This is a genomic window from Streptomyces sp. NPDC005925 (assembly GCF_040638805.1).
Taxonomy (GTDB): domain Bacteria; phylum Actinomycetota; class Actinomycetes; order Streptomycetales; family Streptomycetaceae; genus Streptomyces.
In genome coordinates this window covers 1-18,883 of the sequence record NZ_JBEXVL010000022.1, presented here as the reverse complement: position 1 = coordinate 18,883, position 18,883 = coordinate 1, and the positions used below count along the sequence as shown (strand labels likewise).

Below are 18,883 nucleotides of genomic sequence, written 5' to 3'. Positions count from 1 at the left end.
CCTCATGGGACACCGTGAGGATCTGCTCGAGGGCGCGAAGCGCTGCCTGCTGGCCAAGGGCTTCCTGGGCACGACCGCCCGCGACGTCGTCAAGGAGTCGGGCACCAACCTGGCGTCCATCGGATACCACTACGGGTCCAAGGACGCGCTGCTCGCGCAGGCCTATGTGGCGCTGATCGCGGAGGTGGGCGACGCGTTCGAGGGCGGCGGGAACGTGGAGGGCACCGAGCCCGGGTCGCTGGAGAGGTTCGAGCAGGTGTGGTCGAACATCGTCGCCACCATGCAGGGGCCCGGCTCGGTCTGGCGCCTGAGCATGGAAGTCCTCGCCGTCGGCGACCGGCTGCCCGAGGTGCGCGCCCATCTGGCCGTGGCGCAGCGGGAGGCCGGGCGCGGGCTGGTCCCCCTGCTCATGGGCGGGCGCGAGGAGGACGTGTCCGACGAGAGCGCGGACACCCTCGGCATGTTCTACGTGACCCTGATGACCGGGCTCATCGCGCAGTGGACCTTCGACCCGGACAGCGCGCCCGGCGGGCCGCAGCTCACCGAGGGCCTGCGCCGCGTGATCGAGGCGGCGGGCCGGGGCTGAAGGTCGTCCCGCTCCGGGCGGCGCGCCGGCGGCCGGAGCCCGCCCGCGCCGTCGTCCTCACAGCCGCCGCGACTTCAGCGCCATGTGCAGCAGCAGGCGGTCCTCGCCGTCGTCCAGGTCCAGGCCCGTGAGCTTCTCGACGCGGGACAGGCGGTAGTACAGGGTCTGCCGGTGGATGCCCAGTTCGGCGGCGGTGCGCCCGGCCTGGCCCGCCCGGTCGAGGTAGACCTCGGCGGTGCGGGCCAGCTCGCGGTGGGCGGGGGCGAGGAGCGGGCGCACCGAGGGGTCCTGGGCGGAGCCCCGGGGAAGGGCCGTGAGCAGGCGGAACGGGCCGATCGACGCCCAGTCGGCGACCGGGCCGAGCCGGGGTTCGGCGAGCGCGGCGCGGGCCGCGGCCGACGCCTCCCGCCAGGCCGCGTTCAGGTCCCCGAGCCCCGAGCGGGCCGCACCGGTGCCGGCGGCCGCGACGCGTGCGGCGCCCCCGGTCCCGGTGGCCGCGCGCGCCCGCTCCAGCAGCCGTACGGCCGCCGCGGTCGCCGGGGCGGTGACGTCCGCCGAGCGCAGCCGGACCAGCAGCGCGAGGCAGACCTCCGTCGCGCCCCACGGCACCGTGCACAGCGCCGTCGCGCCCTGGACCGTACGGACCGAGGGGGCGTCGTCGGGGTCGGCCGACGGCCAGGGGGCCACGCAGACCACCGTGTGCAGGGCGTCGGCGCGGGCGCCGAGCACGGCGCGCAGCTCGGCGACCGCCATGTCGCGCTGCCAGTCGCGCTCGGCGGTCAGCACCGCGCGCAGTTCGCGGGTCAGGTCGGCGCCGTGCTGGGCCTCGTCCGCGAGCAGTGCCCCGATCCGGGCCGCCACCCGCATGGCCGCCGTGAGCTGCGGCTCGCCGGGGCCGGGATCGCCGTCCAGCAGCCAGACGTAGCCGAGGACGACGCCCCGGTGGCGTACCGGCAGGCAGATGCGGCCCCGGTAGACGCCGGCTTCGGTGCCCGGCGGGATGCGGACCGGGCCCGTCGCCCGCGTGATGCCGAAGCCCTCGAACCAGGCGCGGACCGCGGCCGTGGAGCGGCGGGTCAGGATCGAGCGGGTGCGGACCGGGTCCAGGGCGGACGGATCGAGGTCCCCCTCGTCGTCGTACGTGCCGAAGGCGATGAGCTCGAAGTCGCGGTTCTCCAGCGTCGCCGGGGCGCCGAGCAGCTCGGAGATCTCGTCCACCAGCTCCTGGTAGTCACTCCTGTGTTCGGACGTCACCCGGGCATTGTGCCGCATCGCCCCCCGGTATTCAGACATCTGTCTGAGATCTGTGGGACGGATGCGTGACAGCTGTCGATGGCCCACGATCGGAGGGATCCTTAGGTTTCACGGTGGTTCTCCGTGCCGTTCCCGGATCGTCGGGCCGCGGCCGTCCCGATGTCTGTGGAGGTGCCCCGTGCTGGGTCCCGTGATTCTCGCCGCGTCGCGCAGTGACCGGATGCGACGCCTGGTCTCGGCGGCCCCCGTGACCAAACAGGTCGTGAACCGTTTCATCCCCGGCGAGACCGTCGGCGCGATCCTGCCGGTGATCGAGGACCTCGCGGGCAACGGCCTGGAGCTGACGATGGACGTCGTCGGCGAGGACATCACCACCCCCGCGCAGGCAGGCGCGGCCCGCGAGGCCTACCTGGAGCTGATCGACCGGCTGAAGCCGCTGGAGCTCGGCCCGCGCGCGGAGATGTCCGTGAAGCTGTCGATGTTCGGGCAGGCGCTGGACGGCGGGCACGAACTGGCCCTCGAGAACGTCCGCCCGGTCGTCGAGGCCGCCGCGGACATCGGCACCACGGTCACCCTGGACGCCGAGGACCACACCACCCTCGACTCGATGTTCGCGATCCACGAGGAGCTGCGGAAGGACTTCCCGCAGACCGGCTGCGTCATCCAGGCGTACCTCTTCCGCACCGAGGCCGACGCCCGCCGACTCGCCGCGAGCGGCAGCCGGGTCCGGCTCGTGAAGGGCGCGTACAAGGAGCCCGCCGAGGTCGCGTACCAGGACAGGCACGAGATCGACAAGGCGTACGTCCGTATCCTCCGGACGCTGATGACGGGCGACGGGTATCCGATGATCGGATCGCACGACCCGCGCCTCATCGCCGTCGCCCAGGACCTCGCCCGGTCCGCAGGGCGCACACTGGACGAGTACGAGTTCCAGATGCTCTACGGCATCCGCAGCGACGAGCACCTGCGGCTGGCCGCCGAGGGCCACCGCATGCGCGTCTACACCGCCTACGGCACCGACTGGTACGGCTATTTCATGCGAAGGCTTGCGGAGAAGCCCGCGAACCTGCGGTTCTTCCTCCGTTCGATGGTCAGCAAGGGCTGAGCCTCATCCACCCGCTCCCACCCGCTCAACAAGGAGTTACGGAACTTATGGACGCTGTGACCCAGGTCCCCACCCCCGTCAACGAGCCGGTGCACGGCTACGCCCCCGGCTCGCCCGAGCGGGCCCGGCTGGAGGCCAGGCTCAAGGAACTGGCCGAGAACCCGGTCGACCTGCCCTGCACCATCGGCGGCGAGCGGCGGATGGGCGGCGGCGAGGCCTTCCAGGTCGTCCAGCCGCACCACCACGAGGCCGTCCTCGGCACCTTCCGCCACGCCACGCAGGCGGACGCCCAGGACGCGATCGACGCCGCCCTGGCCGCCGCTCCCGCCTGGCGCGCGATGGCCTTCGACGACCGTGCGGCGATCATCCTGCGCGCCGCCGAGCTGCTCGCCGGCCCGTGGCGCGAGACCATCGCCGCCGCCACCATGCTCGGCCAGTCCAAGACCGTCCAGCAGGCCGAGATCGACTCGCCCTGCGAGCTGGTCGACTTCTGGCGCTTCAACGTCCACTACGCGCGCGGGATCCTCGCCGAGCAGCCCCCGGCCAACTCCCCGGGTGTGTGGAACCGTCTCGACCACCGCCCGCTGGAGGGCTTCGTCTACGCGATCACGCCGTTCAACTTCTCGGCGATCGCGGCCAACCTGCCGACCGCGCCCGCGCTGATGGGCAACGTCGTGGTGTGGAAGCCGTCCCCGACGCAGACCCTCGCCGCCGTGCTGCTCATGCAGCTGCTGGAGGAGGCCGGTCTGCCGAAGGGCGTCATCAACCTCGTCACCGGTGACGGCATCGAGGTCTCCAAGGTCGCGCTCGAGCACCGCGACCTCGCGGGCATCCACTTCACGGGATCGACCAAGACCTTCCAGTACCTGTGGAAGACCGTCGGCAGCAACATCGAGAAGTACCGCACCTATCCGCGCATGGTGGGGGAGACCGGCGGCAAGGACTTCCTCGTCGCGCACCCGTCCGCCGACCGCGCGGTGCTGAAGACGGCGCTGACCCGCGGTGCCTTCGAGTACCAGGGCCAGAAGTGCAGCGCGACCTCCCGCGCCTACGTGCCCGCCTCCCTCTGGAACTCCGGGTTCAAGGAGGAGTTCGCCGCCGAGGTCGACGGCATCACGATCGGCGACGTCACCGACCTGTCGAACTTCATGGGCGCCGTCATCGACGACCGCTCCTTCGCCAAGAACAAGGCCGCCATCGACCGCGCCGAGGAGGACCCGGCCTGCACGATCGTCGCGGGCGGCTCCTACGACGACTCGGTGGGCTGGTTCGTCCGCCCGACCGTCATCGAGTGCAGCGACCCGGAGAACGAGGTGTTCCGCACCGAGTACTTCGGCCCGATCCTCGCCGTGCACGTCTACGACGACGAGAAGTACGACGAGATGCTGACCCAGATGGAGTCGGTGTCGGACTACGCGCTGACCGGCTCGGTCATCGCGAACGACCGCGCCGCCGCCGCGTACACGATGGAGAAGCTGCGCTACGCGGCCGGCAACTTCTACATCAACGACAAGTCGACCGGCGCCGTCGTCGGCCAGCAGCCCTTCGGCGGCGGCCGGGCCTCCGGCACCAACGACAAGGCCGGGGCCCCGCAGAACCTGATGCGCTGGACCCTGACCCGCGCCATCAAGGAGACGCTGGTCCCGCCGACCGACTACCCGTACCCGCACATGGGCTGACACCCCCGCTCGACCTTCCGGGTCGCCCTTCCCAGCCCCCGGTTCCTGGCCGCAGCCAGGGGCCGGGGGCGTTTCTCTGCGCCCCCTGCGCCGCCGGGGCGCGGTGATGCTGCGGCGCGGTGGCGGCGCGGTGGCACGGTGGCGGCGATATTCACCGGATTGAGTGATTTCGGAGGGTGGCCGTCTCAGATAGTAGGAAGTCCCACTAGTTGTGGAGACAGCGGCGCGGTCCTCACCTACTTTTGTAGGAGCCGAACGTCTCGCTCGATCAAGCGAATGGCGGTCGTGAGCGCGCCCCGTGCAGGCCACCCCTGCGGCACGGCTCCCCGCCCCACCCGGCGTCTCGTCATCCCTTCAGCGCCTCTGAGCGCTCCGTTGATCTCGAAGGAGTCGATTCCGCATGGCCGAGACGACCGTCCGCCGCCGAGTCCGCCACGTGTCCCGCACGAGTGAGTCCGACCGCAAGAACGCCGCCGCCGCCCTCCAGCGCGCCCTCGACCGCAGGGACAACGGCGGCTCCACCGGGCACTGAGCCCGGCCGGGCCTCGCGCCCGGGCAGGGTCCCCGGGGGGTGCGGCGCGGGCGCGGTCTCAGCCGCCGCGCCGCACCTCGAAGTGGTCGACGCGCTCGCCGCCCGGCGTCAGCGCCGACACCAGCAGCCGCGGCCTCGCCCCGGCCCGCACCTCCACCCGGAGCAGGGAGAAGCCGCGGTAGCGCACCCGCGACCACCCGACGGTCTCCGGCTTCCTTCCGCCCGACGTCGTCCAGCGGAAGGTGTCGACCGGCTCGTGCGGGGCGACGTTGCCCTCGTAGCTCTCCTTCACGCCGTCCGGGAAGCCGTACAGGTCCCGGCCGCCGCCGCCCGCCGTGACGTACACGGTCCCGTCCCGCGCCGGATCGGTCGACCCGCCGACGGGCACCGCCCTGACGGCCTCGCCGTCCCGGATCGCGTCGGTCCGCTCGTACACGTGGTTGTGGCCGTTGATCACCAGGTCCACCTGGTGCGTGGCGAACAGCGGCAGCCATGCGGCGCGTACCCCGCCGTCGGAGGCGTGTGTCGACGTCGAGTGGGCGCAGTGGTGGAAGAAGACGACCACGAAGTCGATGTCCCGCGCCGCCCGCAGTTCCTTGAGCGTGCGCTCCAGCCAGGCCGTCTGCCGGCCGTCCGAGTGCCCGAGGTTGGCCGGCAGCTCGTACGACACGTCGTTCGCGTCCAGTGCCACGACGCCGACACCGCCGTACCGGAACGTGTACGCCCCCGGTGTGCCGCGCGGGTCGAAGCCGCTGTCGGGCAGGGAGAACCGGGCGAGCTGGCCGCCGTAGCCGTCCGGCGAGTACCACGCCTCCATGTCGTGGTTGCCGGTCGTCACCATCCACGGCACGGACCGCGCGACCGGCTCGGTCTGCCGCAGGTACCGGTCCCACTCGGAGGCGTCGAACAGGTCGGACTTCCGTCCCCTGCCCGTGTCGTCGGCGTAGCAGATGTCGCCCGCGTGCAGATGGAAGGCGGGGTTCTGGCGCAGCAGCAGCCGGTCGTTGGCCGCGGCCCCGTCGCCGACGCCCTGGTCCCCGAACGCGGTGAACACGAAGCTCTCCGGCGGGGTCGCGGGAGCGGTGCGGAAGGACGCGACCGTCGGGCGGAGGCCGTGCGCGGCCGGGTCGAAGCCGTCGTGGCCGACGCCGTAGTAGTACGTCGTGCCGGGTCGCAGCCCGTCCAGGGCCGCGTGCGGGTAGTACTGCTCGGCCGGCGGGCGCACCCCCGCCAGCTCCGGGGTGCGCAGGTCGCGGACCTCCGCCGGAATCCGCCGGTCCAGATCGTCGGGGCGCAGGCCCACCCGGACGTACGGCCGGCGCACCGCGAACGGCACCTGCCAGGAGATCCGCATCTGCGACGTCGGGTCGGCGCCGAAGGCGAGGTGCCGGCCGAAGGGCGCGACCGCCGATCCGGACACCCCCGACATCGCGGAGTGCGAGGGGCTCGCGTCGTCCTTCGTCGATCGTCCGCCGGCGCAGCCGCCCGTCAGCAGCCCGCCCGCCACCGCGCCCGCCGTCACCAGCGTGCGGCGCCGGGACAGGCGCAGGCGCAGATACTCGTGCTGCTCCGCCATGCTCATGCGGGCGGCGAGCGTGGGCGGGATGCCGAAATCCGGAATGTCCATGGCCGTGAGCTTCGCAGCCCTGCCCGGCCCCGGCCCCGCGCCGGGGTGAACGGCGCGCGACCTCCCGGAGATGTCACCCGAACGGACGTGTCCGCATCGCGGACGCCCCATGTCATTCCATGGGACGAGGCGTAGGGTGCCCGCATGTCTCGCAGCATCAATCTCGCAGTGATTCCCGGTGACGGCATCGGCCAGGAGGTCGTGACCGAAGGCCTGAAGGTCCTTTCGGCCGTCCTTCCGCAGGAAGTGAAGCTGGAGACCAAGGAGTACGACTTCGGCGCCCGGCGCTACCACGCCACCGGTGAGACCCTCACCGACGCCGACCTCGACGCCCTGAAGCAGCACGACGCCATCCTGCTCGGCGCGATCGGCGACCCGTCCGTGCCGTCCGGCGTCCTGGAGCGCGGTTTCCTCCTCAGGCTCCGATTCGCCTTCGACCACCACGTCAACCTGCGGCCGTCGAAGCTGCTGCCCGGCGTGGACACCCCCCTCAAGGGCGAGCCCGCCATCGACTTCGTCGTCGTGCGCGAGGGAACCGAGGGCCCCTACACCGGCAACGGCGGCACCATCCGCAAGGGCACCGAGCACGAGGTCGCCACCGAGGTCTCCGTCAACACGGCCTACGGTGTCGAGCGCGTCGTCCGCGACGCCTTCGCACGAGCCCAGGCCCGCCCGCGCAAGAAGCTGGCGCTGATCCACAAGAACAACGTGCTGACCTTCGCGGGCCACCTGTGGACGAACATCTTCAACACGGTGGCCGAGGAGTTCCCCGACGTCACCACCGAGTACATGCACGTGGACGCGGCGACGATCTTCCTGGTCACCCAGCCCGAGCGGTTCGACGTGATCGTCACCGACAACCTCTTCGGCGACATCGTCACCGACCTCGCCGCGGCCGTCTCCGGCGGCATCGGCGTCGCGGCCAGCGGGAACATCAACCCGAGCCGCGACTTCCCGTCCATGTTCGAGCCCGTCCACGGCTCGGCCCCGGACATCGCGGGCCAGGGCAAGGCCGACCCCACCGCCACGGTGCTCTCGGTCGCCCTGCTGCTGCGCCACCTCGGCCTGGACGCCGAGGCGACCCGCATCGAGGACGCCGTCGCCACCGACCTCTCCGCACGTGTCGGGCAGCCCGCCCGCAGCACTTCGGAGATCGGCGACGCGCTCGCCGTACGAGTAGCCGGCTGACCCCGCCGCACTCGATCACCTCGAAGCCGCCGGGTCACCCGTACCCGGCGGCTTTCGCATGTTCGCCGCCGGGTGGGAACATCGACCCCTGGGCCGCATTCACGCCAATTTCTTCCTCGGTATCCGCTTGCGATAATCGGACGCGGAGCCGCGGAATGAGGGAAAGCTCGGACGCTCCAGGGGGTGTCCGGCACATGAGCGTGGGAGAAGGAGCGGTGTCTGGTGCGTGCGATCGCAAGGTGCCGAAGCGCCCTGGTGGCAGAGCCACTCGGGTGTTCCGGCAGCGCCGCGAGCGTGCGCGCCCCGCACCGTGACCCCGCGGGCATGTGTCACCGACACCCTGGCACGGGCCACTGGCAGTGCAGGCGTGAGCGCGGCCCGTCACTACAACCGGTGAAGGACATCAACCCATGACGACGCCCACGATCGAGCTCAAGCCCTCCGCCAGCCCACTGGCCGACGCCGAGCGCGAGGCGATCCTCGCCAGCCCCGGCTTCGGCCGCCACTTCACCGACCACATGGTGACGATCAAGTGGACCGAGGGCCGTGGCTGGCACGACGCGCAGCTCGTCCCGTACGCGCCGATCTCCCTCGATCCCGCCACCACGGTGCTGCACTACGCGCAGGAGATCTTCGAAGGCCTGAAGGCCTACCGCCGGCCCGACGGGTCGGTCGCCACCTTCCGCCCCGAGAAGAACGCCGAGCGTTTCCAGCGTTCCGCGCGGCGTCTGGCCATGCCCGAGCTGCCGGTGGAGACGTTCCTCGCCGCGTGCGACGCCCTCGTCCAGCAGGACAAGGCGTGGGTCCCGGCGCACGGCGGCGAGGAGTCCCTCTACCTGCGTCCGTTCATGATCGCCACCGAGGTCGGCCTCGGGGTGAAGCCCGCGAGCGAGTACCTGTTCCTCGTGATCGCCTCGCCGGCCGGCGCCTACTTCCCCGGCGGACTCAAGCCGGTCTCCATCTGGGTTTCCGAGGACCGCGTCCGGGCCGTCCCGGGAGGCATGGGCGACGCCAAGACCGGCGGCAACTACGCGGCGTCCCTGCTCGCCCAGGCCGAGGCGGCCCGCAAGGGCTGCGACCAGGTCTGCTACCTCGACGCCGTGGAGCACCAGTGGGTCGAGGAGCTGGGCGGGATGAACCTGTACTTCGTGTACGGCGACAAGATCGTCACCCCGACCCTCAGCGGCTCCATCCTGGAGGGCGTCACCCGCGACTCCCTGCTCACCGTCGCCCGCGACCTCGGCTACGAGGCCGTGGAGGAGCGCGTCTGCGTCGAGCAGTGGCAGCGCGACACGGAGAACGGCACCCTCACCGAGGTCTTCGCCTGCGGCACGGCCGCCGTCATCACCCCGATCGGCACGGTCAAGCGGGCCGGCGCCGAGTGGCAGCAGAGCGGCGGCGAGTCCGGCCCGGTCACGCAGCGCCTGCGCCGGACCCTGCTCGACATCCAGCGCGGCACGGCCGAGGACACCCACGGCTGGATGCACAGGCTGGGCTGAGCCGGCACCCGCCACAACGCCGCGTCTCACACCCCGGACCGGCCGGCCGGCGTCGCCCTCGGGTTCCGGGTCCCCGAGCCCGAGGGCGACGACGACCCGGGGCGACAGCGGGAGCGGCACCGGGAAAGGGCCGGATCTGCGCGATCGGGCGGGCGGGGAGCCCCGGCATTCTCGACGGCGTGGACGTCGTTGCCGGCGCACGGACGTACACCTCCGCGCCCTCCGTCCACGGCGCCATCGAGCTCGGCGGCACCGGCCGGGAGCAGGTCCTCGGGCATGTCCGCGGGTTCCCGGCGGAGAACCCGGACACGCACCCGTGAGCCTGCGCGGCCCGCATCCTGAGACAGCGGAGGGCCACAGTCCCTTCTGTGCCAGACTGCCCCCGTGCTCTCGTTCGCCATGATTATTGGCAGCAGGCGCGCCGGTCCGCAGTGACCGCCACGTACGACCAGGTACGGGCGGACACCGTCGTCCTCGACCCGCGCGCAGACCTCTCGCACCCGCGAGGGGTTTTTCGCTTTTCCGGCCCACCCGCACCCGGAGGCGAGAGCGTGAGGGACCATGTGAGGGCGGTGGAGCCGGTCATTCCGGTACGACCGAGATCCCATCCTCAGGAGCCTTGACGATCATGACCGCACCCAGCGAGCTCGACGATTCCTTCCACGTCTTCGACACCACGCTGCGCGACGGCGCGCAGCGTGAGGGCATCCACCTCACCGTCGCGGACAAGCTGGCCATCGCCCGGCACCTGGACGACTTCGGCGTGGGCTTCATCGAGGGCGGCTGGCCCGGCGCCAACCCGCGCGACACCGAGTTCTTCGCCCGCGCCCGGCAGGAGATCGAGTTCCGGCACGCCAAGCTGGTCGCGTTCGGAGCCACCCGCCGCCCCGGCGGCAGGGCGAGCGCAGACCCGCAGGTCAGGGCGCTCCTGGAGTCCGGCGCCGAGGTGATCACGCTGGTCGCCAAGTCGCACGACCGGCACGTCGAGCTCGCGCTGCGCACCACCCTGGACGAGAACCTCGCCATGGTCCGGGACACCGTCTCCCACCTGCGCGAACAGGGCCGCCGCGTGTTCGTCGACTGCGAGCACTTCTTCGACGGCTACCGCGCCAACCCCGAGTACGCCAAGGCCGTCGTCCGCGCCGCCTCCGAGGCCGGCGCCGACGTCGCCGTCCTGTGCGACACCAACGGCGGCATGCTCCCCGCCCAGATCCAGGCCGTCGTCTCCACCGTCCTCGCCGACACCGGCGCACGGCTCGGCATCCACGCCCAGGACGACACCGGCTGCGCCGTCGCCAACACCCTGGCCGCCGTGGACGCGGGCGCCACCCATGTGCAGTGCACGGCCAACGGCTACGGTGAGCGCGTCGGCAACGCCAACCTCTTCCCCGTCGTCGCGGCCCTGGAGCTCAAGTACGGCAAGCGGGTCCTGCCCGAGGGCCGGCTGCGCGAGACGACCCGCATCTCGCACGCGATCGCCGAGGTCGTGAACCTCACCCCCTCCACCCACCAGCCCTACGTCGGCCTCTCGGCCTTCGCGCACAAGGCCGGACTGCACGCCTCCGCCATCAAGGTCGACCCGGACCTGTACCAGCACATCGACCCCGAGCAGGTCGGCAACACCATGCGGATGCTGGTCTCCGACATGGCGGGCCGAGCCTCCATCGAGCTCAAGGGCAAGGAACTCGGCGTCGACCTCGGCGACGACCGCGAACTCGTCGGCCGGGTCGTGGAGCGCGTCAAGGAACGCGAGCTGAAGGGCTACACCTACGAGGCCGCCGACGCGAGTTTCGAGCTGCTGCTGCGCACCGAGGCCGAGGGCAGGCCGCTGACGTACTTCCAGGTCGAGTCCTGGCGCGCGATCGCCGAGGACCGGCCCGACGGCAGCCACGCCAACGAGGCCACCGTGAAGCTCTTCGCCAAGGGCGAGCGGATCGTCGCCACCGCCGAGGGCAACGGCCCGGTCAACGCCCTGGACCGGGCGCTGCGCGTCGCCCTGGAGAAGATCTACCCGCAGCTCGCCAGGCTGGAGCTGGTCGACTACAAGGTCCGCATCCTGGAGGGCAAGCACGGCACCCACTCCACCACCCGCGTGCTGATCTCCACGACCGACGGCACGGGAGAGTGGTCCACGGTGGGCGTCGCGGAGAACGTCATCGCCGCGAGCTGGCAGGCCCTGGAGGACGCCTACACGTACGGCCTGCTGCGGGCGGGCGTGGAGCCCGCCGCGTAGGGCACGTGCGGAGCCGGCCGCGTGACGCGACCGGCTCCACGTCCCTCACCGCGGGGGTTCTACTGCAGGTGCCACTTCTGGTTGGCGGCTCCCGTGCAGCTCCAGATCTGCGCGCGGGCGCCGTTCGCCGACGAGTTGTCGGTGACGTCCAGGCACTTGTCCGCGGCGAGGTTCACCACGTCACCGGTCGCCGAGTTGTACGACCACCGCTGGGCGCCCGAGCCGTTGCAGTCGTAGAGCTGTACCTTCGCGCCGTCCGCCGTGGAGCCGTCCGTCACGTCCAGGCACTTGCCGAGGGACTGGACCGAGCCGTCCGCCTGGACGGTCCACTGCTGGGCCGCCGAGCTGTTGCAGTCGTAGAGCTGCACGGCCGTGTTGTTCGCGGACGAACCCCCGGCCACGTCCAGGCACTTGCCGGCCAGGCCGACGAAGGCGCCCGTGCGGGCCCCGCCGCCGGACTGCGTGCCCGACCAGGTGAACGTCGCCGACGTCTTGCCCGGCAGGGAGTACGTGGCGTGCTGGCCGCCCCAGTTGATCGTGACGGTCTTGGCGCCGGAGGCGTCGTTGTACGCGATCAGCGCCTTGGAGCCGTCCGGGTTGCGCCACGCCACGTTCGGCACCGACGACGAGGCCGTGGAGGCGATGCGCTGCGCGCCCGGCTTCACGAACTTCGTCAGGTGGCCCATCGTGTAGTACTCGACGGTGAAGTCGACCTGGCCGTGCCGGCTGTCGCCGTTGTGCACGGTGATCAGACCGTCGCAGGTGCCGCAGCCGCCGTTGTGCGGACCGCGGTTCTGGTCCACCGCGAGGGACCACTTGGTCACCGACTTCGCCCAGTTGCGGGTGTAGTCGATGATGTTCATCATGTCCTCGCGCTGCTGGTTCGCGATCCACGTGCCGCCCGAGTGCTCGGTGCCGAACGCGTCCAGCTGCGGGTACTGGTTGTGCACGGTCGTCTGCTTGGCGATGTCGCCGCCGTAGCCGTGCCAGGCGATCCCGCCGAAGTTCGGGTGCGAGCGCACCGCCGCGTCGTCCACGGTCTGCGCCGCGTACGCGTCGTAGGTGTCCCAGTTCCAGTCGTGCGCCAGCACCTTCGTGGACAGGCCGGCCGCCTGGAGTTTCGGCAGCAGCTCGTTCTTGGTGAAGTAGGCGAGCCCGGAGCCGTTCCAGCTCATCGAGGGATAGCCCGAGCAGCACGTCGGCTCGTTCTGCGCCGTGACGTACGCGACCGGGACGCCCTGGTCCCGGTAGGCCTGGAGGTACTTCACGAAGTACTGCGCGTACGTGCCGTAGTGCTCGGCCTTCAGCCAGCCGCCGTTGAGCTGCCCGTTGTCCTTCATCCAGGCCGGGGCGGTCCACGGCGAGGCCATCACGGTCAGGCCCGGGTTCAGCTGCCGTGCCTGCTTCGTCAGCGGCACGACGTCTTCCAGATCGTGTGCGATCGTGAATTCGGAGAGGTCCGCGTCGGTCTGCCCGGCCGGCATGTCGTCGTACGTGTAGCCGAACCGCGCGAGGTCCGAGCCGCCCATCGGGTTGCGCAGGAACGACAGGCCGATGCCGTCCGTCGGCGAGAACAGCTTGCGCATCGTCGCGTCACGGGTGGCCTGCGACAGCGCGCCGCTGCCGTCCATCAGCCAGGCCGCGGTGTCCGTGAAGGACGCGCCGCCCCCGGTGAAGCTCTGATAGCGGGTGTTCTCGTCGACGGTGATGTTCTCGCCACCGCTGCCCGAACCGGACTGGAACGCGACCGGGGCCTGCGCCTGAAGGCCCCGCACCACGTGCCGCCCGCCGCTGTCGTCCGTCGTGGTGAGCCAGGGGGTGACCTGCTCGCCGGCCGCGCGGGCGGGTGTCGCGTTCGTGACGCCGGCCGCGCTGACACCGGCCGTGGTGAGCAGCCCGGCCAGGAGCAGTCCGAGCGTCCGGGGGAGTGGTCTGGTGGATCTCCGCATGGAGCGCCGCCCTTCTGGGTGGGGGAGTGGGGGCGTGCGAGCCGTGAGTAAATGACGGCTTTGACCGGCCGTCAAGAGGGCGCGCGTTCATCTTCTGAAGGGGCAACCCACCCGATTGCGCCGCGCCTTGCGGTTGTACCGGTTACGGCGTGACGTCTTGACGGCAACACGCCGCGCCAGTTAACTCACGCCCTGATCTAAGTCATGAGATGACTGGGGGCACGACCCCGAAAGCCGAGGAAGGTCCATGCGAAGAACCGCCCTGCTCGCCTCCGCGGCGCTGCTCACCACGCTGCTCCCGCTCACCGCCGCGGCCCCGGCCGTCGGCGCCGCCGACCCGGACCCCGTCCCGGTCGACCGCTTCGAGGGCGAGGTGCCCTTCGCGAGCCAGCCGGCGGAGGGCCTGTTCACCTGGGGCGGCGACACCGACGACCCGCCCGCGCTGCGGCTGACCGCCCGCGACGACGCACCCGAGGGCGGCAAGGTGCTCACCGGCACCTACGACATCAGCGGCTACGGCGGCTTCACCCACGACTACGCCGCGGACGGGCCCGCCCACGACTGGTCCGCGCACCGCGGCGTCCGCCTGTGGTGGGAAGGCCGGGGCACCGGCGAGAAGATCGCCTTCGAGCTGAAGGACGGCGGCGCGCACGGCGAGGCCTCCGAGCTGTGGACGACCTCCTTCACCGACGACTTCACCGGCTGGAAACAGCTGGAGTTCCCCTTCTCCGACTTCACCTATCGCACGGACTACCAGCCGGTCGGCGGCATCGACCAGGTCCTCGGCCTGACCGAGATGTGGGGCTACGCGCTCACCCTCCCGACGGGCCTCAAGAGCGACTTCGCGATGGACGCCGTCGAGCTGTACGGCACGGCCGACCAGGCGCGGCGAGCCTCCGTCACCACGGGCGCGGCCGTGTACCCGGTCGCCGAGGGCGGCACCGCCGACGTGGACATCACGGTGGCCACGACCGGCGCGGCCGCGCTCGACGAGCCGGTCACCGTCACCTACGAGACCGCCGCGACCGGCGGCGCGGAGCCCGGCAAGGACTACACCCCGGTCACCGGCACGCTCACCTTCCCGGCGGGCACCCCCTCCGGCACGGCCCGCACGGTCGAGGTACCGACCCTGAAGGACCGGTCGGCCGAGTCCGCCGAGACGATCCCGCTGAAGCTGACCGTGACGGGCGCCAGGGCCCCGGCCGAGACGCCGCAGGTCGTCGTGGACGCGCACGGACTGCCGTACCTCGACACCCGGCTGCCGGTGCGGAAGCGCGTCGCGGACCTCGTCTCCCGCCTGTCCCTGGAGGAGAAGGCCGGGCAGATGACGCAGGCCGAGCGCGGCGCGCTCACCGCCCCCGGCGACATCGCGGCGTACGACCTCGGCTCACTGCTGTCCGGCGGCGGTTCCACGCCCACGCCCAACACGGCCGAAGCCTGGGCGAAGATGATCGACGGCTTCCAGTTGCGGGCCCGGGCCACCCGGTATCAGATCCCGCTGATCTACGGCGTGGACGCGGTGCACGGCCACAACAACCTGGTCGGCGCGACGATCATGCCGCACAACATCGGCATCGGCGCCACCCGCGACCCGGAGCTCGCCGGGCGCACCGGCGCGGTGACCGCCGCCGAGGTCCGCGCCACCGGCGTCCCATGGGACTTCGCGCCCTGCCTGTGCGTCACCCGCGACGAACGCTGGGGCCGCTCCTACGAGGCCTTCGGCGAGGACCCGGCGCTGGTCGAGGCGATGGAGACCGTCGTCCAGGGTCTCCAGGGCCATGCCGACGGACGCGACCTGGACCGCGCCGACAAGGTGCTCGCCACGGCCAAGCACTTCGTGGGCGACGGCGGCACCGCGTACGGCTCCTCCACCACCGGCACCTACACCGTCGACCAGGGCGTCACCAAGGTCACCCGCCAGGAGCTGGAGGCCGTCCACCTCGCGCCGTACGACGACGCGGTGAGGCGCGGCGTGGGCACGGTCATGCCGTCGTACTCCTCCCTCGACCTGATCGGCGACGGCAGGGGCCCGGTCAAGATGCACGCCCGCGCCGACATGCTGAACGGCGTCCTGAAGGACCGCATGGGCTTCGAGGGCTTCGTCATCAGCGACTGGCAGGCCATCGACCAGCTCCCCGGCGACTACGCCTCCGACGTGCGGACCTCGGTCAACGCGGGCCTCGACATGATCATGGTCCCGTACGCCTACCGGGACTTCCGCACCACGCTCGTCGACGAGGTGAAGGCCGGCCGCGTCGGCGAGCGGCGCGTGGACGACGCCGTGTCGCGCATCCTCACGCAGAAGTTCCGCCTCGGCCTCTTCGAGCAGCCGTACGCCGACACGAGCGGCGCCGACCGCATCGGCTCCGCCGCACACCGGGCCGTCGCCCGCGAGGCCGCCGCCGCGTCCCAGGTGCTGCTGAAGAACGCGGGCGGCCTGCTGCCGCTGAGGAAGAACCAGAAGGTGTACGTCGCCGGGTCCAACGCCGACGACATCGGCAACCAGTCCGGCGGCTGGACCATCACCTGGCAGGGCCGGTCCGGCGACATCACGCCCGGCACGACCGTCCTGGAAGCGATGCGCGAGAGCACCCCGGACCTGACCTGGTCCAAGGACGCCTCCGCCCCGCTCACCGGCCACGACGTCGGCGTGGTCGTCGTCGGCGAGACCCCGTACGCGGAGGGCGTCGGTGACGTCGGCAACGGCCACGACCTGGAGCTGTCGGATGCCGACAAGGCCGCCGTCGACACGGTGTGCGGCGCCATGAAGTGTGTGGTGCTGGTCGTCTCCGGCCGCCCCCAGCTGATCGGGGACCGGCTCGGCGACATCGACGCCCTGGTCGCGTCCTGGCTGCCGGGCACCGAGGGCGACGGCGTCGCCGACGTCCTCTACGGCCGCCGCCCCTTCACCGGGCAGCTCCCCGTCACCTGGCCGAAGTCGCAGGCGCAGCTCCCGATCAACGTCGGCGACACGGCGTACGACCCGCAGTTCCCGTACGGCTGGGGCCTGACCACGGGCAGCAAGACCCCGCACGGCGGGGCGGCGACGCTGCAGGCGCTTCGAGTGGCGGCGACGGCGCTGGAGCGTACGGGCGCCGAGTCCGCGGCCCGCGCACTGGTCACCAAGGCACGGCTGATCGTCCAGGCCAGGGCCGACGGGCACCTGACGGCGAGGGTGGCCAAGCCCTTCGCCGAGGCCGACCACCTGCTGCTCACGGGCCGGTACGGCGCGGCCGTCGGGAAACTGACCGAGGCCTACCGGGCCGCGTGAGCCGGTGGGGTGGTGGCAGGCGCCGGGTCCGGCAGGGAAGAACCCACCGGACTCGGCGCCCGCTTTTGGCCTAATTCAGGTACTTTCGACAGTATGAAGGGTGCAAGGACCCTCGTACGCCTGCTGATCGTGCCGATCGCCGCAGTCCTGGCGCTGCTGACGGCCGGTGCCCCCGGGGCGCACGCGGCCACCGACGTCTCCCGGATCGCTGCCGCGCTGCGCGAAAACCCCGTCTACGTGGACCCCGCCGCCACCGACCTGCTGTCCGAGTCGGACGCCGAGGCACTGGCCGACAAGATCCAGGACGCGGACAAGCCCGTCTTCGTCGCGGTCCTCCCGGACGGCTACCCCACGGCCGACCTCTTCCAGAACCTGCGCACCGAGACGGGCGTGACCGGCCTGTACGGCATCCGCCTCGGCGACCGCTTCGACGCACGCGCCGACAGCAGCGTGCTCAGCAACGACGGCGTGCGCAACCTCGTCACCGCCGTGCGGGGCACGGACGACGCCAAGGCCCAGCTGAACGACTTCGTCGACGACGCGCTGCGCGGCGTGGACGGCTCCGCGCCGAACTCGTGGAACGAGGGCGGCGGCGGTGTGCCGACGGGTGCGCTGGTCACCGCGGGCGCGGTCCTGGCGGCAGGCGGCGTCGGCGCGTACGCCCTCGCCCGGCGCAACCGGCGCCGGCGCGAGGAGGAGCGGCGGGCCGCGCTGGAGAAGCTGCGCGTGGTCGTGGACGAGGACATCACCGCCTTCGGCGAGGAACTCGACCGGCTGGACTTCCACCCCTCCGAGCCCGGCGCGGACGACGCGATGCGCGCCGACTACGCACACGCCCTGGACGCCTACGACCGGGCCAAGTCCCTGATGGCCGCCGCACGGCACCCCGACGAGGTGCGCGGCGTGACCCAGTCGCTGGAGGACGGCCGCTTCGCGCTGGCCCGGCTTACGGCACGCCGCGAGGGCCGCCCCCTGCCGGAACGCCGCCCGCCGTGCTTCTTCGACCCGCGGCACGGCCCGTCGGTGGCCGACGCGACCTGGACACCGCCGGGCGGGGCGACCCGCGAGGTGCCGGTCTGCGCGGCGGACCGGGCCCGACTGGCCGACGGCCGCGACCCGATGGTCCGGGAGGTCGACACCGCCGACGGCCGCCGCCCGTACTGGGACGCGGGCCCGGCGTACGGCCCCTGGGCGGGCGGCTACTTCGGCGGCGGCATTCTCCCCGGCCTGCTCGTCGGCACCATGCTCGGCAGCATGATGACCGGCCCTGCCTACGGCGCCGGATACGGCGACTTCGACGGCTCCGAGGGCGGTGACGTGTCCGGCGCCGACTTCGACCCGGGCGACTTCGGCGGTGGCTTCGGCGGCGGCTTCGGCGGTGGTGACGGCGGCGGGGACTTCGGCGGAGGCTTCTGAGGTCGGGCTCCTCTCCGGGCGCAGAATCCCGGCCTTGCCCTCGCAGCCGACCCTCCGTCGGGCGGTAGACGTATTCCGTTCCATGCTTGACATCCATGGCCGATGGGCCCTCACCGTTACGCTGGGGAGAGGCGCGGCCGACGCCCCGCGTCACCCGAGGGGGCCATCCGGGGCTCACGATGTGAGACGTCTCCCAGGCCGCCTCGTTTGTGCGAGACCTACAACCGCCACACCCTCTGAGCAGTCAGAACGGCTGCATAGGGCTGCGGTTCTGTTCAGGGCTACCAGGAAAACGGTCCCGAGACTGTACGGAGTCGACGGCTCGCTTTTCTTGCCCGGCTTCGTATGGTCACTACATGACCGTTTTGGAAGAGGCGTCGGGTGAGCCGACGGACGCGCGCGGGCGGGTCGCCGAACTGCACACCATCCGTGCGGCGGCACTGGCCGGGCCGAGTGAGAAGGCGACCGAGGCGCAGCGTGCCAAGGGGAAGCTGACGGCTCGGGAGCGTGTGGAGCTTCTTCTTGATCCGGGTTCGTTCCGTGA

At 71.7% G+C, this 18,883-nt stretch carries 13 protein-coding genes and 1 pseudogene; 11 read left to right on the top strand and 3 right to left on the bottom strand.

Annotated elements, in window-relative coordinates; translation table 11 throughout:
• Positions 1–4 precede the first annotated feature (4 nt).
• A complete protein-coding gene (locus ABZ354_RS21995; RefSeq protein ID WP_358659210.1) occupies positions 5–586 on the top strand; it encodes a TetR/AcrR family transcriptional regulator in 582 nt (193 codons plus the stop codon).
• Between the two features lie 57 nt (positions 587–643).
• Here ABZ354_RS21995 and ABZ354_RS21990 read toward each other — a convergent pair whose 3' ends face one another.
• On the bottom strand, positions 644–1,858 hold the full coding sequence (locus tag ABZ354_RS21990; protein ID WP_358659208.1) for a helix-turn-helix domain-containing protein: 1,215 nt from the start codon (positions 1,856–1,858) through the stop codon (positions 644–646).
• 160 nt (positions 1,859–2,018) lie between these two features.
• Between ABZ354_RS21990 and ABZ354_RS21985 the strand changes: the two genes are divergently transcribed.
• From ABZ354_RS21985 to ABZ354_RS21975, 3 genes are all read left to right on the top strand, one after another.
• Positions 2,019–2,945 (top strand): proline dehydrogenase family protein, encoded by a 927-nt coding sequence (locus ABZ354_RS21985; RefSeq protein WP_358659206.1) that lies wholly within the window; start codon positions 2,019–2,021, stop codon positions 2,943–2,945.
• A gap of 47 nt (positions 2,946–2,992) precedes the next feature.
• The gene (gene pruA / locus ABZ354_RS21980) at positions 2,993–4,624 is read left to right on the top strand and encodes an L-glutamate gamma-semialdehyde dehydrogenase (protein WP_358659204.1); all 1,632 of its coding nucleotides are present in this window, start codon (positions 2,993–2,995) and stop codon (positions 4,622–4,624) included.
• 400 nt (positions 4,625–5,024) lie between these two features.
• Complete coding sequence (locus tag ABZ354_RS21975) at positions 5,025–5,156, top strand: hypothetical protein (RefSeq protein WP_010048656.1); 132 nt, start codon at positions 5,025–5,027, stop codon at positions 5,154–5,156.
• Positions 5,157–5,214: 58 nt separating this feature from the next.
• Here ABZ354_RS21975 and ABZ354_RS21970 read toward each other — a convergent pair whose 3' ends face one another.
• On the bottom strand, positions 5,215–6,783 hold the full coding sequence (locus ABZ354_RS21970) for a metallophosphoesterase family protein (RefSeq protein ID WP_358659202.1): 1,569 nt from the start codon (positions 6,781–6,783) through the stop codon (positions 5,215–5,217).
• 144 nt (positions 6,784–6,927) lie between these two features.
• Here ABZ354_RS21970 and ABZ354_RS21965 point away from each other — a divergent pair, with 144 nt between their 5' ends.
• The 4 genes from ABZ354_RS21965 (at position 6,928) to cimA (ending at position 11,703) form a co-directional block, all read left to right on the top strand.
• Entirely contained in the window at positions 6,928–7,971 is a 1,044-nt protein-coding gene (locus ABZ354_RS21965) for a 3-isopropylmalate dehydrogenase (RefSeq protein WP_358659200.1), read from the top strand.
• A gap of 410 nt (positions 7,972–8,381) precedes the next feature.
• Positions 8,382–9,470: a branched-chain amino acid aminotransferase gene (locus tag ABZ354_RS21960; RefSeq protein ID WP_358659198.1), complete on the top strand. Its 1,089-nt coding sequence runs from the start codon at positions 8,382–8,384 to the stop codon at positions 9,468–9,470.
• A 179-nt stretch (positions 9,471–9,649) separates the two neighbouring features.
• Positions 9,650–9,790 carry a hypothetical protein gene (locus tag ABZ354_RS21955; RefSeq protein ID WP_358659196.1) on the top strand — a complete coding sequence of 47 codons (141 nt, stop codon included), beginning with the start codon at positions 9,650–9,652 and terminating at the stop codon, positions 9,788–9,790.
• Between the two features lie 308 nt (positions 9,791–10,098).
• Entirely contained in the window at positions 10,099–11,703 is a 1,605-nt protein-coding gene (gene cimA, locus ABZ354_RS21950) for a citramalate synthase (protein ID WP_358659195.1), read from the top strand.
• 59 nt (positions 11,704–11,762) lie between these two features.
• Here the strand turns inward: cimA and ABZ354_RS21945 are convergent, their stop codons facing one another.
• Positions 11,763–13,652 (bottom strand): ricin-type beta-trefoil lectin domain protein, encoded by a 1,890-nt coding sequence (locus ABZ354_RS21945; RefSeq protein WP_358659193.1) that lies wholly within the window; start codon positions 13,650–13,652, stop codon positions 11,763–11,765.
• Positions 13,653–13,899: 247 nt separating this feature from the next.
• Between ABZ354_RS21945 and ABZ354_RS21940 the strand changes: the two genes are divergently transcribed.
• The 3 genes and pseudogenes from ABZ354_RS21940 to ABZ354_RS21930 form a co-directional block, all read left to right on the top strand.
• Complete coding sequence (locus tag ABZ354_RS21940; protein WP_358659191.1) at positions 13,900–16,923, top strand: glycoside hydrolase family 3 N-terminal domain-containing protein; 3,024 nt, start codon at positions 13,900–13,902, stop codon at positions 16,921–16,923.
• A gap of 93 nt (positions 16,924–17,016) precedes the next feature.
• A complete protein-coding gene (locus tag ABZ354_RS21935) occupies positions 17,017–18,339 on the top strand; it encodes a hypothetical protein (protein WP_358659189.1) in 1,323 nt (440 codons plus the stop codon).
• A gap of 356 nt (positions 18,340–18,695) precedes the next feature.
• Positions 18,696–18,883: pseudogene (locus tag ABZ354_RS21930) on the top strand (methylmalonyl-CoA carboxyltransferase); the annotation flags it as partial.

What these genes read in the sequence shown, in the direction of transcription:
- ABZ354_RS21995 (WP_358659210.1), top strand. Translation starts at nt 5, where the DNA reads ATGGGACACCGTGAGGATCTGCTCGAGGGCGCGAAGCGCTGCCTGCTG.
- ABZ354_RS21990 (WP_358659208.1), bottom strand. Translation starts at nt 1,858, where the DNA reads ATGCGGCACAATGCCCGGGTGACGTCCGAACACAGGAGTGACTACCAG.
- pruA (WP_358659204.1), top strand. Translation starts at nt 2,993, where the DNA reads ATGGACGCTGTGACCCAGGTCCCCACCCCCGTCAACGAGCCGGTGCAC.
- ABZ354_RS21975 (WP_010048656.1), top strand. Translation starts at nt 5,025, where the DNA reads ATGGCCGAGACGACCGTCCGCCGCCGAGTCCGCCACGTGTCCCGCACG.
- ABZ354_RS21970 (WP_358659202.1), bottom strand. Translation starts at nt 6,783, where the DNA reads ATGGACATTCCGGATTTCGGCATCCCGCCCACGCTCGCCGCCCGCATG.
- ABZ354_RS21965 (WP_358659200.1), top strand. Translation starts at nt 6,928, where the DNA reads ATGTCTCGCAGCATCAATCTCGCAGTGATTCCCGGTGACGGCATCGGC.
- ABZ354_RS21960 (WP_358659198.1), top strand. Translation starts at nt 8,382, where the DNA reads ATGACGACGCCCACGATCGAGCTCAAGCCCTCCGCCAGCCCACTGGCC.
- cimA (WP_358659195.1), top strand. Translation starts at nt 10,099, where the DNA reads ATGACCGCACCCAGCGAGCTCGACGATTCCTTCCACGTCTTCGACACC.
- ABZ354_RS21945 (WP_358659193.1), bottom strand. Translation starts at nt 13,652, where the DNA reads ATGCGGAGATCCACCAGACCACTCCCCCGGACGCTCGGACTGCTCCTG.
- ABZ354_RS21940 (WP_358659191.1), top strand. Translation starts at nt 13,900, where the DNA reads ATGCGAAGAACCGCCCTGCTCGCCTCCGCGGCGCTGCTCACCACGCTG.
- ABZ354_RS21935 (WP_358659189.1), top strand. Translation starts at nt 17,017, where the DNA reads ATGAAGGGTGCAAGGACCCTCGTACGCCTGCTGATCGTGCCGATCGCC.